General features: G+C 58.6%; 12 protein-coding genes and 3 pseudogenes. 11 read left to right on the top strand and 4 right to left on the bottom strand.

Features of this window, described 5'->3' with window-relative positions; translation table 11 throughout:
* Nucleotides 1-1,403: 1,403 nt before the first annotated feature.
* Nucleotides 1,404-1,760: pseudogene (locus ATY29_RS29480) on the bottom strand (IS3 family transposase); the annotation flags it as partial.
* A 93-nt stretch (nucleotides 1,761-1,853) separates the two neighbouring features.
* Between ATY29_RS29480 and tssA the strand changes: the two are divergent.
* From tssA to tssG, 7 genes and pseudogenes are all read left to right on the top strand, one after another.
* Nucleotides 1,854-2,846, top strand: a complete 993-nt coding sequence (gene tssA / locus ATY29_RS29475) for a type VI secretion system protein TssA (RefSeq protein ID WP_004680423.1) — start codon at nucleotides 1,854-1,856, stop codon at nucleotides 2,844-2,846.
* Nucleotides 2,847-2,881: 35 nt separating this feature from the next.
* Nucleotides 2,882-3,436 (top strand): type VI secretion system contractile sheath small subunit, encoded by a 555-nt coding sequence (gene tssB / locus ATY29_RS29470; RefSeq protein ID WP_085861378.1) that lies wholly within the window; start codon nucleotides 2,882-2,884, stop codon nucleotides 3,434-3,436.
* A 2-nt stretch (nucleotides 3,437-3,438) separates the two neighbouring features.
* Nucleotides 3,439-4,926, top strand: a complete 1,488-nt coding sequence (gene tssC, locus ATY29_RS29465) for a type VI secretion system contractile sheath large subunit (RefSeq protein ID WP_004680425.1) — start codon at nucleotides 3,439-3,441, stop codon at nucleotides 4,924-4,926.
* A 115-nt stretch (nucleotides 4,927-5,041) separates the two neighbouring features.
* Nucleotides 5,042-5,575, top strand: coding sequence for an Hcp family type VI secretion system effector (locus ATY29_RS29460; RefSeq protein WP_004680426.1), 534 nt, complete (start codon nucleotides 5,042-5,044; stop codon nucleotides 5,573-5,575).
* Between the two features lie 86 nt (nucleotides 5,576-5,661).
* Nucleotides 5,662-6,165 (top strand): type VI secretion system baseplate subunit TssE, encoded by a 504-nt coding sequence (gene tssE / locus ATY29_RS29455; RefSeq protein ID WP_004680427.1) that lies wholly within the window; start codon nucleotides 5,662-5,664, stop codon nucleotides 6,163-6,165.
* Nucleotides 6,165-8,051 (top strand): type VI secretion system baseplate subunit TssF, encoded by a 1,887-nt coding sequence (gene tssF, locus ATY29_RS29450; RefSeq protein WP_008536039.1) that lies wholly within the window; start codon nucleotides 6,165-6,167, stop codon nucleotides 8,049-8,051. Before tssE ends, tssF begins: the two co-directional genes overlap by 1 nt.
* Nucleotides 8,015-8,986, top strand: a pseudogene (gene tssG / locus ATY29_RS29445) (type VI secretion system baseplate subunit TssG); the annotation flags it as partial. The gene tssF and the pseudogene tssG, both read left to right, overlap by 37 nt.
* Nucleotides 8,987-9,091: 105 nt before the next feature.
* On the opposite strand, the pseudogene ATY29_RS38395 reads toward tssG, so the two are convergent.
* A pseudogene (locus tag ATY29_RS38395) lies at nucleotides 9,092-9,229 on the bottom strand (CoA ester lyase); the annotation flags it as partial.
* Nucleotides 9,230-9,778: 549 nt separating this feature from the next.
* Between ATY29_RS38395 and ATY29_RS29440 the strand changes: the two are divergent.
* Entirely contained in the window at nucleotides 9,779-11,806 is a 2,028-nt protein-coding gene (locus ATY29_RS29440) for a type VI secretion system Vgr family protein (protein ID WP_008536037.1), read from the top strand.
* 457 nt (nucleotides 11,807-12,263) lie between these two features.
* Here the strand turns inward: ATY29_RS29440 and ATY29_RS38230 are convergent, their stop codons facing one another.
* Entirely contained in the window at nucleotides 12,264-12,392 is a 129-nt protein-coding gene (locus tag ATY29_RS38230; RefSeq protein ID WP_010068000.1) for a hypothetical protein, read from the bottom strand.
* Nucleotides 12,393-12,522: 130 nt separating this feature from the next.
* Between ATY29_RS38230 and ATY29_RS29435 the strand changes: the two genes are divergently transcribed.
* From ATY29_RS29435 to ATY29_RS29425, 3 genes are all read left to right on the top strand, one after another.
* Nucleotides 12,523-13,494 carry a leucine-rich repeat domain-containing protein gene (locus tag ATY29_RS29435; RefSeq protein WP_004680431.1) on the top strand — a complete coding sequence of 324 codons (972 nt, stop codon included), beginning with the start codon at nucleotides 12,523-12,525 and terminating at the stop codon, nucleotides 13,492-13,494.
* A 525-nt stretch (nucleotides 13,495-14,019) separates the two neighbouring features.
* On the top strand, nucleotides 14,020-14,325 hold the full coding sequence (locus ATY29_RS29430) for a hypothetical protein (RefSeq protein WP_004680432.1): 306 nt from the start codon (nucleotides 14,020-14,022) through the stop codon (nucleotides 14,323-14,325).
* 69 nt (nucleotides 14,326-14,394) lie between these two features.
* On the top strand, nucleotides 14,395-14,613 hold the full coding sequence (locus ATY29_RS29425) for a lysozyme family protein (RefSeq protein WP_037147006.1): 219 nt from the start codon (nucleotides 14,395-14,397) through the stop codon (nucleotides 14,611-14,613).
* Nucleotides 14,614-14,954: 341 nt separating this feature from the next.
* Here ATY29_RS29425 and ATY29_RS29415 read toward each other — a convergent pair whose 3' ends face one another.
* Complete coding sequence (locus ATY29_RS29415; RefSeq protein WP_004680434.1) at nucleotides 14,955-15,254, bottom strand: hypothetical protein; 300 nt, start codon at nucleotides 15,252-15,254, stop codon at nucleotides 14,955-14,957.
* Nucleotides 15,255-15,577 lie beyond the last annotated feature (323 nt).

Below are 15,577 nucleotides of genomic sequence, written 5' to 3'. Positions count from 1 at the left end.
GGGGCGTGGGCGGACGCGCTGAAGGCGGCCCATCCCGATCTCAGCGCCGCCGATGCCGCCATAATCGTGGGTGCCTCGAAGAAACGGATAGCCAGGAGGGCAGCGTTCAAGGTGATATAGGACGGCTCATGACTCATCACCACATTCCCTAGGAACTGCACCATCATGTGCGTTGGTTGTCCACCACGGGATTGCATGAGCATGTGAGAGCGCCGAATTTTTCTTCAGTCTGGAGGCCAATACCTGGCTCGAGATCGATATTTAGGGGCACGACGGCCGGCGCATTCCGGCTGACTAACACGCCGAGAGCGACCTCGTCTTCGACGGTCGGGAGCGCAGAATGTCGGCTCGCATGCCGCTGCGACCATCAGCCCGCTCCTCGCAAGATTGGCGCCAAGGCCGCCGTCGAACGATGGCGACGAGGCAAGTTTTTCCAAAACTTTCTTTAGCATAGAGGTAGAAGGATCGCTACAGCGGGGTTGCAGTGCGCGGGCGGCTAGGGTGACTAAGTGCGTGCACTCCACGACCGTCAAACGGGGTCGGTGTCCGTCAATTCGAAATCGCAGGGATCTGCACGAGAGACCGCGTGGTTGCCCTGCACGACTAATGGAAGCAGGGTCGACAGTCACGTTGGGATGCGGTAGGTGCGCGATAGAACGGGGGATTGGCGGCGGGACTCGATTCTTTTTAGAAGATCACGCAAAGCCGCATCACACCCATTGTCAAAAGTAAATACCGCGACGATGGTTATTAACCTTCGACTTCCGTCGAAAACGGCAATGGCGCTCACGAAGGAGGCCGGCCGCTGCGAAACCCCGCCATCTCCGCACCCCACTCCTTCGCTCCAACTGGGAGCAAAATGAATGAGGCAACGTGCGAATCTCGGGGAGCATCGTTACATGCGGTCAATACGGATCTCATCCAGATTGTCGCCCTATATGCCTCGTGCGGCGGTCCGGCGGAGCGCAGGAGTATAATGCCGTTGAAGTGCTCGAGCCGTTCTACCACTGACGCCGGGTCGCTGCACGCGCGATGGACCGCCGGCTGGCCGCTCGTTCGATGAGGGTCCGCGCGCCGACACCCCCAAGAGCGATCGCCGAGGACGCCATCCACCTTATGCAGCAACTGGCGCGGAGGCGGCCGCGCGAAGACTTCGTAGTTGGAGGCCTTCAGGCTCACGTTTGCAACGGTACTCCGCAGGTTGCCCTTTGCAACGACTGCCCGACGATGTCAATTCAATCTGGCTGAGCTTGTACCGTCAAGTTTATCCAGTTTGGGGTTCGCTCCAGCGGTGGGTTGCGCATCTGCGGCGGCATCGGCGGGTTTAGGTGCGGAGACCATTCCGGCTGCGCAGCACTGCATCACGTCGCGGGTTGCCGATCTGGGCGAACTCTGCAGGGTTAGTTAGCCGAGGCCAGAGTGCTTGGCTTGCCACGCTCCTCGATAACCCGATCCAGTCCACAGGCGACCGCAGGCCGGAGAGCGAAGTATCGGCGACGAGAGTCCGGCTTTCCTCACGACCATCAGAAGCCTGAACCCGCGCCAACGATCATTGGCAGCCAGCGGGATCAACACCAACGCTTGCCTTTCGCTCGTTTCCGGCCACGGCGCTTGCGCATCGTGAGCTTCTCCTCCCGATGGACCCGGAAGAGCTTCTTGTTGTTCACAAGGTGTCCCTCGCGCCTGAGCAGCACATAGCTGCGTCAAGATCCGAAGCGGCGGCATTCACGCCCCAAGCATTCACGACATATACGAATGTCGATTGTGCATGAGCAATCGCGTCTGCTCATTGCTAAACATTGAGAAACAGAGGCGCGACGATCTTTTATGTCGGGAAAACTGGGATTTGGGTCATGCTCGATGCAGATCATCTATTAAAACCGATCAGCGACGGCAACGCATGCGGGGATGCTCTCGATTACGATTTGAGCTTCCTGGAGCTGGAGATAGCGTCGCATGGCAAGCCGCACCAGCAGATAGGCGACTCCATCGCCACCGAGGAGGCTCCCGATTGGACAGAGGTGTGGCGGCTTGGCCTCGACCTTTCTGCCCGCACTAAGGATCTAAGAGTCGGAATCTTGCTCACACGATCCGCCCTCAGTCAGTTCGGCTTCTCTGGTCTAAGTCGGGGGCTTGAGCTGCTCGCGGCCTATGTCGAGCTCTACTGGTCAGAGCTACATCCGCGACCGGATCCAGAAGATGACGAAGATCAGACCGTTCGCCTCAACGCTCTAGCGAGCCTCTGCGATCTCTCCGGGCTCTTGGCAGAAATACGCCAAGTCCCACTCACCTCCTCCAGGCAATTCGGGACTTTTACGCTCCGCGATTGGGCTGGTGCGCTACGGTCCCAATCTACGGAAATTGATCGTTCGACCATCGAGCACGCCTTCATCGACACCGATCCACTGCAGCTCGAGCAGATCAGCACTGGTCTCCACGCCAGCCTGGCAGCCGCCACCCATCTAGACGCGAGTGTTCGGCAGCACGTCGCGAGTGACGAGGCCGTTCGATTCGACCCTCTGATAGTGCTACTCACCCAGGCCAAGGATCTGGTCGACGCCCATCGGAAAAGGGCCCAGCCTGCAGCCCCGGCATCTCCATTGCCAGACTCTAGCAAGGCCTCTTACCCCGAAGTGATCCGCAACCGCGATGACGTTGTCGAAATTCTTGGCCGCATTTGCCACTGGTACCAGGTGAATGAGCCCGCGAGCCCGCTGCCAGCCCTCCTGGAGCGCGCGCAGCGACTTGTCTCGAAGGACTTCATGGCTCTTATCAAAGAGTTGGCGCCAGAAGGGGTTGCCCAATACCGTTCGATTGCCGGTCTGGCGGTCGGCGAGGGCACGTGACGTGCGCAATCTTCCCTATCAGGAGAGTGGAACACATGACAAAGGCGAGTAGTCAAAAGTTCATCGCGCGGGTTCGTCCGCCTCGCGTACAGATCGAATACGACGTCGAGACCTATGGCTCTCAGAAGAAGGTTCAGCTTCCCTTCGTGGTCGGCGTGATGTCCGACCTCGCCGGCAATGCTGCCGAGCCGCTTGCCCCTGTCGCGGAGCGCAAGATGATGGAGATCGATATCGACAATTTCGATGATCGGCTCAGATCGCTGAGGCCCAGGGTGGTGATGCGGGTGCCGAACCTATTGACCGGAGAAGGCCAACTCGCTGTCGACTTGACGTTCGAGCGGCTCGAAGATTTCTCGCCGGCGGCCGTGGCGCGCAAGGTCGACAGCCTTAGCAGGCTGCTCGAGGCGCGAACGGAGCTCTCCAATCTGCTGGCCTATATGGACGGTAAGAACGGTGCCGAAGAGTTGCTCACCCACTTCCTCGCGGATTCGGCACTGCTAAGCGCCCTCGGCAATGGCATCGAGACTGAGAAGCCTGATGCATTGGTTGCCGCTCCGCCATTGGCATCCCCAGACACAGAGGAGGACTGATCATGATGCCTGCAGATGCCACAGATGTACAGGTCGCCACCGTTGATCTCGGCGATTTCACCCGCATGCTTCGATTCGAGTTCAAGATCCGCTCGGACCACTCCCGTGACTTGGTGGAGAGTGCCGTCCGAACACTGGCCGAGCAGGCACTTCAAAACACGTCGCTAATCAGCGACGATGTCGTCACGACTATCCAAGCAATGATTGCTTCGATCGACCAGAAGCTTTCTGCACAACTCAACGAGATCCTCCATCACGAAAATTTCCAGCGCGTGGAATCAGCTTGGCGGGGCTTGCATCACCTTGCCATCAACACCGAAACCGATGAAACGTTGAAGATTCGCGTTCTCCCAGTTTCAAAGGTGGAGATGTCCCGAACTCTGCGGAAATATAAGGGTGTCACCTGGGATCAGAGTCCGCTATTCAAAAAAATTTACGAAGACGAATACGGCCAAATCGGCGGTGAACCCTATGGCTGCCTGATTGCCGACTACTATTTCGACCATACCCCACCGGACGTAGAGTTGCTTTCGGGACTGGCGCAGATCGCGGCGGCGAGCCACTCACCGCTTATATCTGCCGTCTCACCACATCTGCTGCAGATGGATTCTTGGCGTGAGCTTGCGAACCCGCGTGACATCACAAAAATCTTCCTCACGCCCGAACATGCCCCTTGGCGGGCGTTCCGCGAGAGCGAGAACTCTCGGTACGTGGCCCTGACCTTACCACGCACCCTTGGCCGGCTGCCCTACGGGGCCAAAACCAACCCGGTCGATGAATTCGCCTTCGAGGAGGACACAGACGGCGGCGACAGCGAGAAATACCTTTGGACGAACGCAGCCTACGCCATGGGCGTAAATATCACGCGCTCGTTCAAGCTCTATGGCTGGCTCTCCAGAATTCGTGGCGTCGAATCCGGCGGCTTGGTCGAGGGTCTGCCGGTACATACCTTCCGCAGCGACGACGGTGGCGTCGACCTAAAATGCCCCACTGAGATCGCGATCAGCGACCGCCGTGAGGCCGAACTGTCCAAAAACGGTCTTCTACCGCTGTTGCACCGCAAAAACACGGACCTCGGCGTATTTATTGGCGCTCAAACTATTAACAAGCCGGTCAAATACGAAGACCCCGACGCGTCAGCGAACGCCGAACTCAGTGCCCGGCTACCCTACATCTTCGCAACCTGCCGCTTCGCACATTATTTGAAGTGTATGGTCCGGGACAAGATTGGCACGTTCAAGGAGCGCCACGAGGTCGAGGAGTGGCTCAACCAATGGATTCAGGGCTATGTCCACCCCTCGCCCGAGCTTGGGAGCGAAGAGAGTAAGGCACAGCAGCCGCTCTCCTCAGCCGAGGTCAAGGTGGAAGAGGTCGAAGATAATCCCGGATATTACGTTGCGAGATTTTACATGCGGCCACACTACCAGCTCGAAGGCCTAACCATCTCTTTGAGACTTGTCTCGCGCCTGCCATCCGCCCGCAAGGACTGAGAAAACCCGCAGATGATTGTGCTCCGTTCTCGGCGCCAAAACTCCGGAATAGCTGCCCCGGGCTGGCCGATGCAATCCAGGCCCAATCAGATCAACGAGAAAAGGAAAGTCCATCATGGCGTTCGACGCGGTTATAAAATTCACGCAAGCGTCCAAGGACGGCATTTTGCCCAAGGGCGAATCTATCATTCTAAAGGACGGTATCACCCTAGCGGACGAATGGAGCTTTTCACTCGAAAACAAGCTGAACATTGGGCCTCATACCGCCGGGGCGGGCGCGGGCAAGGCCGAATTCGAGGTCTTCACTATCAAGAAGCAGGTGGATACGTCATCGCCCTCTCTGTACGTTGCCTGTGGTCGCGGCGCCCACTTCAATAGCGTCGAACTGAAACTTTTCAAAGCGACGGGGAGCGGACAAGCTACATCAGAATCGAACCTGTTCTTGCACTGGAGTTTCAACATGCTGGTAGTCGAGAAGGTCGAGTGGTCCTATGCGGAAGAGGCCCCCGAGGAGACGATCACATTCCGGTTCGGCGCCTGCAAGGTCATTTATTACAGGCAGGATGAAAAAGGCGCTCTTACCAAAGCTGGCGAGGGCATCTGGAACCAAATCGCGAACAGCACCGACTTCAATAGGCTCGTCGGCTGATGGGGCCATCGGCAACCCGGGAATATTCGGGGCTGCGCGCGAAAACGACAGATCGACTCGTCGCCATTGCACCTGGAGATTGTAACATGGGCAGAGATGTTAAGCGGGATCTCGTGCAACCATCCCTCCTGGACCGGCTTACGGACGATGAGCCGCGCAGCTCGTGTGAAGCGCAGGACAAGCGCAGCTTCTCTGTTCGCCAACTGGAAGAGGTGATTCTACGCGATGTTTCCTGGTTGTTGAACACCAATCAATTGGGTGCAACCGTAGATCTACAAGCGTACCCTCACGTAGCGGCCAGTGCACTTAATTATGGTGCCTGGCCTCTCAGCGGACAAATTCGCGAAGGCATGGATAAGAGCGCATTGCGCGAAGCGATAATCGAGAGCCTTCAGCGCTTTGAGCCGCGTCTCTTACCGGACACCCTGAAGGTCACGGTCCTGGACGATGGTCAGGGTTGCGGCACTTTTCGCTTTAGGATCGAAGCCGATCTGTGGGCGCAGCCATTGCCGGTGCGAATGGTGATGCGTACGGAGGTAGATTCCGAGCTCGAATCCGCCCGCGTTCATCTCGGTACAGAGATAAGCTGATGGATCCCCGGCTCCTGCGACTGTACAACGACGAACTTGCTTATATGCGCGAGATGGGGGCCGAGTTCGCCCGTGCATTCCCGAAGGTCGCCGCCCGGCTCGGGATGGAATCAGCGGAGGTCGCCGACCCCTACGTCGAGCGGCTTCTGGAAGGCTTCGCTTTCATGGCGGCGCGGGTGCAATTGAAGCTTCAGTCTCGCTTTCCGGAATTCACCCAGCACCTCCTGGAGATGGTCTATCCGCATTTTCTACCGCCGCTCCCCTCGATGACGATCGTCCGTTTCGAGCCCGACCAGGATGCCGGACGACTTGAAAATGGATACCTCGTGCCGCGGGGAACCAAGCTTTTGGGCCGTCTTGCTCCGGGCGCCGTCACACATTGCGAGTTCCGCACGGCCCATGATGTGCATCTCTGGCCAATTGTGGTGAGCGCTGCCGATTATTTTTCGACGCCGGGGCAGATCGCCGCACTGGATCTTCCGGCCCGGCAAGATGCGAAGGCTGCTTTGCGACTACGCCTTCGTACCACCAATGGCATGCCGTTCAATAAACTCGGACTAGAGGCTCTCACACTGCACCTAACAGGCCCCGGTGGCATCGGCGCCGCACTCGCCGAACAGCTTCTCGGTGACGCATGCAATATCATAGCCCGTCCGGTCGGCCGGCCTATCCCTTGGCAGGAAAAGATTCCGGTTCATGCGCTGCAGCAACGCGGTTTGGAGCCGAGCTGTGCTCTCCTGCCCGAGGTGCCACGCTCTTTCGACGGGTACCGTCTCCTACAGGAGTATTTCGCCCTCGCGGAGCGGACGTTGTTCGTCGAGGTTAGCGGGCTGGCAGACGCAGTAGCCCTGTCAACTGCCGAGACCCTTGAGATCGTCTTCGCACTCAGACGTGTCGAGCCACGGCTGGAACGACAGCTCGGGCCCCAAAATATCGTTCTCTTCGCAACGCCCGCGATTAATCTCTTCGAACGCCAGGCAGATCTCGTCCACGTGAGCGACAAGAACACCGAGCATCATGTGATTGTTGACAGGATGAGGCCGCTCGACTTTGAGGTCCACTCGATCCTCGAGATGAGCGGAGACGGGGCGAAAAACGAAGCGGCTCCCGTGAGGTTCTACCCGTTCTATAGCATCAGCGCGCACGGTCAGGAGGAGCAGCATTCCAGATACTACGCGATCCGCCGGGAGCAGCGCCTCATGTCGGAGCACCAGCGTCTAAATGGCGCGCGGACTGGCTACATCGGCAGCGAAACGTTCGTTTCTCTAGTTGATCGCCAGGCGGCTCCCTATTCGGCGGAACTCCGGCATTTGTCTGTAAACTGCCTGTGCTCGAACCGGGATCTGGCGCTGCTGCTGCCGATCGGCCGGGACGAGACAGACTTCACCCTGGAAATCGGCGCTCCAGTTACCGCCACCCGGTGCGTATCGCCCCCGAGCCGACCGCGCCACTCCTTCGCCAATGGCGATATCACTTGGCGATTAATTAGCCATCTTTCACTGAACTACCTCTCGATCAGCAATTCCGATAGGAACGACCACCGGGGCGCAGAAGCGCTACGTGAACTCCTCCGCCTCTACGTCGATCCAGTCAATGCCTTCGCCTCACGGCAGATCGACGGGATCCGGGAGATTCGGTCCAGGCCTGCGGTCAGGCGATTGTCCAGCGGTGGACAAGCCGCCGTAGCACGTGGGATTGAGGTTGGTATCATCCTGGACGAAGCGGCCTTCGAAGGCGTTGGCATCTTTCCGCTCGCCTCCGTGCTCAACCAGTTCTTCGCGAAATACGTATCCATCAACAGCTTCACCGAGATGGTCGTCTCGACGCTACAGCGCGGGGAGGTAATGCGATGGCCGACGATGGCCGGCCGCCGGGCGATCCTTTGATTTCGGGGGCACTCGGCGACTTCCTAAGCTCGCTCAGGGCCGAACCGCATGCCTGCGACTTCTTCCAGGCTCTGCGGCGGATCGATGCAATCTGCTCAGATCGGCCTCGGCTGGGAGAATCGAGCGGTCCCAGCCTGGATCGCGTGCGGATCGCCCAGCAGCCCTCCCTTGCATTTCCGACTCGATCGATCGCGGGCGTGACTGCGCACGAGGAGAACGACCCCGTAATCTCCACCTACGCCTTCGGCTTGTTTGGACCCCACGGTCCCCTCCCATTGCATCTGACGGAGTACGCCCTTCTCCGGCAGCACAACGCCGCGGATGAGACGCTGATCCGATTTGCTGATACCTTTCATCATCGAATGGCCTCGTTCTTCTTCCGCGCATGGGCGGAGGGCGAACCGACCGTGAGCTATGACAGGCCACAAGAAGATCGATTTGCCCTTCAGCTCGGCGCGCTAGCCGGCTTCGGGATGACCTCCCTGCGCGCGCGGGATGCTATGCCTGATCTGGCCAAACTCCACTTCACCGGCCGTCTCGCCTCACACACCCGCAACGCCGAGGGGCTCGCTGCCATCCTCGCCAGCTTCGTCGAGGCGCCGGTTGATATCCGTGAATTTGTCCCAAAGTGGGTGGATCTGCCCCGCATATCGCTCTGCCTCCTGGGCCGCGACCCGGCCACGGGCACGCTGAACAGCAACGCTATTGCAGGTGCGAGGGTCAGAGTGTGGCACCATCGGTTCCGACTCATTGTGGGTCCCCTCAGCCTGGCTCATTACGAATCGCTTCTGCCCGCAGCTCCCGGCCTTAAGTCGATAGCGGAGATCATCTGCAACTACCTTGGAGATGAACTTGACTGGGAGATTAACCTCGTTCTCCGTCAGGAGCAGGTCCCGGAAGTGCAGTTGGGTCGCTGCGGCAGACTCGGATGGTCCAGTTGGATGGGCAAGAGGAAAACGCGCCAGCACGCCGATGACTTGACAACTACCCCGACTGACCGGGGCCCACCGGCTGCCGCATGGCACTCTCCTGAAACGGACATCCATGATGCGGCGGGCCCGCTCGACCTTCTTTTCGGGCGGGGAGAAGATCTCCTTGGCGAGATCGATCTGGAACGGGTGAATGGCCCACGTAACCTCGATACCAAGTGCGGCGGCACGGCGGGCGGCGGCTTGGAAGGCCCGTTATGACAAGCATCGGAAGCTCGACTCTCTTCAGTAAGCTCAACGCAAACTGCAATGGGACCGCCAAGGCCCTTTGCAAAATTCGCCGTGACGCCTCTTTGGAACGTTATCGCCATTTTGACGCCCTTGAGGCTTCAGCAGCGGAGAGGCCTATCGAGCCGACGATCGCGGCGAAACTCGACCACCGTGGTTGTCCGCTCGGGCGCTGCGCCCTGGGCCTGGTTGAATCTTCCAGGAGACACGTCGTCGCTAGCACCGCCGGAATCCGCCAACTCATCGATGTTACAAGGCCGCATGGCGAGATTTGGGTGGGACTTAGCGTGGGTGAGTTCCAAGAGACCCACACGCTTTCTTCACCCCGCCCTCCCCCGCTTGGCTCTGACGATGCGGGCCAGCAAGACATCTTGGCTGAGCAACGGTCGGCGATTTCGATGCACGAAATAAACGCTTTTCGGCATCTTCGCCGATGGCTTCGGCAGCATCCTACTCACGCCATCGGGCGCAACCGCGCCTTCTCATCAAATCTGCGGAACACACACCACCATGGTCGAGTCAAGAATCGAGAGTCTCTTAAGGCACAATCGTTTTGTTGCGGTCACTTCGGCCGCGTCCGAGTTGAATGAAATCTCTCTCCGGCGGCTCAGTGGCACCGAGCGGCTGGGGGAACCTTTCCTCTACGAGGTGAAGCTCGCCAGCCGCAATCCAGTTCAGAACTTTGCTACGATCCCCGGTCAAAACCTGACAATCGGCCTTAAGCTCAAGGACTCGCAAACGCGCTTCTTCAACGGTGTTGTTACGCGCTTCCAATATCTCGGCCTCGACGATACCGAGCACCTCAACTACGTGGCGCAGGTGCGGCCGTGGATTTCATTGCTCGAGCATCGCTCTAACAGTCGGGTCTTTCAGAACAAGACGAGCATCGAGATCATCACCACGATTTTTCGAGAACATAAAGGCAATTTCAAGAATCAGACCGCCCGACGGTTCCCACAGCGCCCATATTGCGTCCAGTACGATGAAACGGATCTGGCCTTCGTCAGCCGCCTCATGGAGCAGGACGGCATCTACTACTATTTTGAACATGCTGAGGACCAACATGACCTGGTGCTGGTCGACAACGCCGCGAGTCACATGGCCTGCACGCCTGAGATCGTAGAGACCCACCACAATCTCAGGCCTGCCCGAAGTCTTTACCAAGAAGATGTCATCCTGCATTGGGACGAGGTCGTATCGCTACAGCCGAACAAGGTCGTTCTCAGGGACTATGACCATGAGAAGCCGATGGCAGAACTGACGTCTGTCGCGCGTGTTCCTCCCGTGAGGACAGGCGGCATTCCGCCATGCAAGCTCACGGGAAGCGCCATCACCCGACCGCGGGAGAGCGTGGCGGTCAGAACGGGCGAGACCTCGTCGGCAAGCAGCGGCTGCACGGCAATGCGGGAGGTCTTCGAGTATCCAGGCCAGTATACAAAAAAAAGCGATGGCGATTTCTACGCCACCATCCGTGCCGAGGAACTCGCCTGCAACGCTTATCGCGCGCGGATCGAAAGCACTGCGCGCCAGATAACGACCGGGTCATTATTCAAGGCGGCAAATCCCTTCTACTACGGCCAGGTCGGTTCCCGCCCGAAACCCACCGATCGCTTCCTGGCAGTCGGACAGGACTTCACTGTCATCGGTGAGGTGGGGGACGATCTCACTGCGGACACCGTGGGGGGGAAGGGCGTGCGGTTCCTCTATCACAGCAACGTAGAGATTATCCCCGCGACCACCCAGTACCGACCGAGGCGCCGCACACCGGCGCGGTTGATTCACGGACCGCAGACGGCCGTCGTCGTGGGCCCCGAGGGCGAGTCGATCGCGACGGATAAGTACGGCCGTGTGAAGGTTCAGTTCTTCTGGGACCGAGAAGGCGGAAAGAACGAGAACAGCTCCTGCTGGATTCGGGTGGCCCAGAACTTCGCTGGTAAGGGTTTTGGCAACCTGGTCGTCCCACGGATCGGCCATGAGGTCGTGGTTGATTTCATCCACGGCAATCCCGACACGCCCCTGGTGACCGGCGTCGTATACAATGGCTCAAATCTGCCGCCTGAAACCCTGCCGACCGACAAAACGCGGTCGACCTTCCGGACGCATACCGATGGCGGCGCCGCTAATGCCTACAATGAACTGCGCTTTGAGGACAAGCAGGGCCGTGAGGAGGTCTATTTGAAGGCCCAGAAGAATCATACCGTCGAGGTCGGGAATATCTACAGCATCGACGTCAAGAGACACTTCCTCCTGACCTCGGGCGGCGCCGCGCCCGACTCCCCTGCCGCAGCGGCCTTAGGTAGCCGCGTCGAGGTAACACCCGACAAGATCCGCCTTGTAGTATCGGGCAGAACCGGCCCGCAGGCCATCGAAATCAGCGGCGATGGGATCGCCATTATCGGCACGATGATTGGCGTTATGGCAACGCCTCCGCGGCTCGGGTCCATCGTCTCCATGCCGCCGCCGACACCGGGTCCACCCACGCCGTCGATAATGAAGCTTATTGCGACACTCGGGCTGCCGCCTGTTACGCCCGAGTGACACGATGTCAAGGTGAACTGGTTCTGGGCCTCGGCTGTCCGGAAGTCGTTGCCTTTAAGTCGGCAGGGCCCTGCAGGCGTAGAGAAAAAGCGTAACGGCTTCGGCGTCGTAAGCTGACCTACCAAATCAACGTGACACTGCGAGATTGCCCGAAAATGAGGAAAGGTTATCGCGCGTGAGCGTTTGTTCCGGGAACTTGCGCCTCAGTTAGATGGAGTTGCCACGCGAAATCGGCCGCAAGCGGCTCCAAATGCGTCTGGTTTAGGTCTCCACCAAGCTGGAACTGGTGGATGAAATACCTTTATCACTCGGCGTCACGAAATTGCGATCAGGGGCGCGGGCGGCGCAAAAATCAGCGTTCTCGATCTGGGCGTTACAGCGCTGCTTTGCAGGGCGGGCTCTCGCCTCGAAGCGCTTCTGGCGGAGCGTGGCCGCCTCGAGCAGCAGTCGAAGCCTTTCACCATGCTCGAAGGTGTCTCGCTTCTATTTGCGTTTCGAGTTCCTGATAGGCGCTGGCCATGCCTGTCAGGCCGAGTTTGCGCAGCATGTCAATGGTGGGATTGTTCAACGTCGCGATAAAAATCATGCGCTGTCCAGCTCGAGGGAGGACGCTGGCCATGCCCCCGAAGCATAACGGGATACGAATTTGGTATTGGAAGGAAAGGTCGCGACGGAAGTAACATCAGCAGTGACGCAATGACCTAAGGAACGACGCAATGTACGGCAGAAGGCAGGGGGGTGTTGGCAATAGTTCCGAACAAGGCGGTGAAGACACCTTTAACTGGGTTGAAGGCTTGACTGGCTCCTCGTCCGGCGAAGCGGCACTGAAAGAAATTTTACTGGCCTGGGCGGAAGACGGGCAGCAGGAGCAGGACGAGGACCGGCACGAGGCAATGGCACGGATCGAGGCCTGGACGGAAACCCGCAATTTTCGTGCCCCCCTGAACTTAACATCGCTGTCCCTAACGGCACTGCCCCCCACCTTACCGGCCGGCCTCCAGCGGCTCAACGCCAATGACAACCGGTTGGGCAGGCTGCCCAACAACCTCCCGCCCGGTCTGCGAAAGCTCTCTGCCTGCGACAACCAGCTGACCACGCTGCCTGAGGTTCTTCCGGACATGCTCGAGACGCTCTACGTCGACGGCAACCGGCTGACCAGATTGCCGAACGAGCTTCCTTCCGGACTAAAGTATCTCTACGTCAACCACAACCGGCTGACCAGTTTGCCCGATAACCTGCCGCCTGAGCTCAGGGAGCTTCATGTCACCCGCAACGAAATCGCGCACCTGCCGGAGAATCTCCCCCTCGAATTGACGGATCTCCGCGCCGAACTCAATAATATAATTCGCCTGCCCGAGCGCCTTCCTGCAAAGCTCACGAGGCTCGAAGTCCCTCACAATGAACTGACTAGCCTACCCGAGGACCTCCCGGCCACCCTAAAGTGGCTCAGCACCGACAGTAATGAACTGACCCACCTGCCCCCTAACCTGCCGAGGGGGCTGGAGGAGCTTAGCGTTCGTGGAAACAACCTGAGAGGACTTGGCGACGGGCGAACTGCACTGCCGTACATTCTGTCGCAGCTTCCGCCTCATTGCAAAGTGTACCTGAATAACAATCCGCTGCCAGATCGACTGCGGGCGCACCTGAGCGCGCAAAGCGGGACGAGCCTTCCGCAGATCTTTTTGTGATGCTGCCTGACAAACGGGCCAAACTAGGTCCCTGCGTTTTGAGTAAAAGGCCTTTTGCCGAAGCCATGGCGGTGGGGTGCAGGCCAGGTATGACGCGTGCGGATCAAAAACAATGAGTTTGCAGGTTTATGCCGCTCGCCGGAATGTGTTGAGTTGTGGAAGCAACAGACGTCTCACTGAAGACTATGGCCGGAAAGCCCAGGCTCGGCACTTGTGTCCTTCGGGCGACCTTGCATGCGAGCCAGTTCGTACAAAGGATTACCCGCTATCGCGTACCAGGAGGTGCGACGCTTACGGCCTAGAGGCATTGCCGCCGGTTGGAACGTTCGGAAGCTGGACCCAGATTTCAACAGGCCTCAAGCGCATCCACCATTTCCACATGGTCCACCCCCAGCATCGCGTATTCGTTGATCTAACTACCCGAGACTCCAGCCTACGGGCCTATTTGCATTCGTCGGCGATCGACGACTCTGTCGCCTATTAGTTGAAATAGGGTTTCGTGGCGAGCCAGCAGAGGAACAGCCCATGGATGAGAAAAACAGCCCCATTGTTTGCATCTCGGGTGTAGACGAACGAAAGCTCGGCGCCGCTCTAATCGCGGTCCAATCGGCATTTAGTGTCGCGATTGCGGAACTATCGAAGCTTCACAAAGGGAACAGTCCTCAGTGGTTCGAAGACCTGGAGGAGGTGGTAATCGCTAACGCAAAAGGCACAGTCACCGAGGGCATCTCGCTGGATGTCGAGGTGGAAAGCCTCAAATTCGGCATCGACGTCCTTCGGGCGATCTTAGATGTCAGCCGCGTTGAGCTAGGCTTTGCAGCAAAGGAATAACCTTTCGCCCAAACGAGGTCTCGATGCTATTTGGCGCCGGAGATGTTCGATGCACACTCGAACCTTCGCATGAGTACCGCGCTCGTCGCCAAAGTCGCCCGCATCGTCACCAAATGGTACGGTCGTCCGACAAACCAGGAGGTCTTGCCGCAGATGATCGACGATACGACCTATGCATGGCGCACCGGCGTTTTTGAGGCAACGCGCGTTTTCCATGCGGAAGACCCGGGCGGACCAACCTTCATCGGGGGCAATTTGCGCAAGCCGGACTCCCATGGAAGACAATAACTTGTCGGACGCTGGGCGCACGAGACTGAGGGACTCAGCGTTGAAGATGTGCCGACAAGCTCGGCATTAGCGATGCACCCTGTATAGCGGGCAGCGACCGCCTTGCCATGCTTGAAGATGCCCTGAGCCGACACGCCCACAGTTGATAAAGATGTCGACTCAGTACCGCCGGCCGCTCCTCACCTTCTACCTTGCTGAGCCGCCAGCCATTGCGGCTCGTGGCAAGGATTTTTCGGACTCTTCCCGAGAATATGCACAACGCGACGCAGCGCTTGTCGACCCGCTGTTTCGTGAAGTTCGCGCTCGCCAGGAAATGGTGCGTGATGAGCCCTTTGTAAGAGTCACCCTTGCGCCGGCAGTCCGAGACCTCCCCGTTCATCTGGTTCGTCGTCTGGAATCGCAATCGATCGATGATCGACCTCCGCCCCTTCGTCGCAGGGATACACATCAAGTGGCATTGACCTGGACAGCGACCGCTCGCGCTGGAGCGCCGAATACCGGCGGCGCATTTCACCGGACGCAATCGACCCTGCCGTCCAAAGAGCGACCAGTTCCATGAAACCCGGGTCTTCATCGATCCGGATTCCTCGCGCCTTCCAACGCGCGATGACCCGCTCGGCTATGTCCCTGCGTGAATCCATTACCACTTCCCTGCCCCCTGCCCCCTACGCGGTTAGATACCAAGATGGTGGGTTCTTCGCCAGTTCAAACCGTCCAATATGTCACGCCGGCCGCCCGCGATCCGTTTTCAGGAGCTTGTTAGCTGGAGCTATCGAGATCGCAGGACACACTTTCCAGCTCTCTCCCGACCTGATGGTCCCCGTCACCATCTTTTCCGTCCATGAATAAGGTAGGCCGCCCCCGATCAGTCCAGGCGATTTAAGTGCGAGTCCGCTTTTACGTCGCCTTGAGGTCCGTCAGCACCTTGTCAAAAGCATCCTTGACCGGCTTTGAGATTTCCTCC

Origin of the sequence: Rhizobium hidalgonense, assembly GCF_002914525.1 — a bacterium.
GTDB lineage: Bacteria > Pseudomonadota > Alphaproteobacteria > Rhizobiales > Rhizobiaceae > Rhizobium > Rhizobium hidalgonense.
Note: the sequence above shows the minus strand (reverse complement) of the source record. Positions and strands in the feature narration are given on the sequence as shown.

Bases quoted from the DNA above. Each gene is read 5' to 3' on its own strand.
- tssA (WP_004680423.1), top strand. From the start codon at position 1,854: ATGCTCGATGCAGATCATCTATTAAAACCGATCAGCGACGGCAACGCA.
- tssB (WP_085861378.1), top strand. From the start codon at position 2,882: ATGACAAAGGCGAGTAGTCAAAAGTTCATCGCGCGGGTTCGTCCGCCT.
- tssC (WP_004680425.1), top strand. From the start codon at position 3,439: ATGATGCCTGCAGATGCCACAGATGTACAGGTCGCCACCGTTGATCTC.
- ATY29_RS29460 (WP_004680426.1), top strand. From the start codon at position 5,042: ATGGCGTTCGACGCGGTTATAAAATTCACGCAAGCGTCCAAGGACGGC.
- tssE (WP_004680427.1), top strand. From the start codon at position 5,662: ATGGGCAGAGATGTTAAGCGGGATCTCGTGCAACCATCCCTCCTGGAC.
- tssF (WP_008536039.1), top strand. From the start codon at position 6,165: ATGGATCCCCGGCTCCTGCGACTGTACAACGACGAACTTGCTTATATG.
- ATY29_RS29440 (WP_008536037.1), top strand. From the start codon at position 9,779: ATGGTCGAGTCAAGAATCGAGAGTCTCTTAAGGCACAATCGTTTTGTT.
- ATY29_RS38230 (WP_010068000.1), bottom strand. From the start codon at position 12,392: ATGATTTTTATCGCGACGTTGAACAATCCCACCATTGACATGCTGCGC.
- ATY29_RS29435 (WP_004680431.1), top strand. From the start codon at position 12,523: ATGTACGGCAGAAGGCAGGGGGGTGTTGGCAATAGTTCCGAACAAGGC.
- ATY29_RS29430 (WP_004680432.1), top strand. From the start codon at position 14,020: ATGGATGAGAAAAACAGCCCCATTGTTTGCATCTCGGGTGTAGACGAA.
- ATY29_RS29425 (WP_037147006.1), top strand. From the start codon at position 14,395: ATGAGTACCGCGCTCGTCGCCAAAGTCGCCCGCATCGTCACCAAATGG.
- ATY29_RS29415 (WP_004680434.1), bottom strand. From the start codon at position 15,254: ATGGATTCACGCAGGGACATAGCCGAGCGGGTCATCGCGCGTTGGAAG.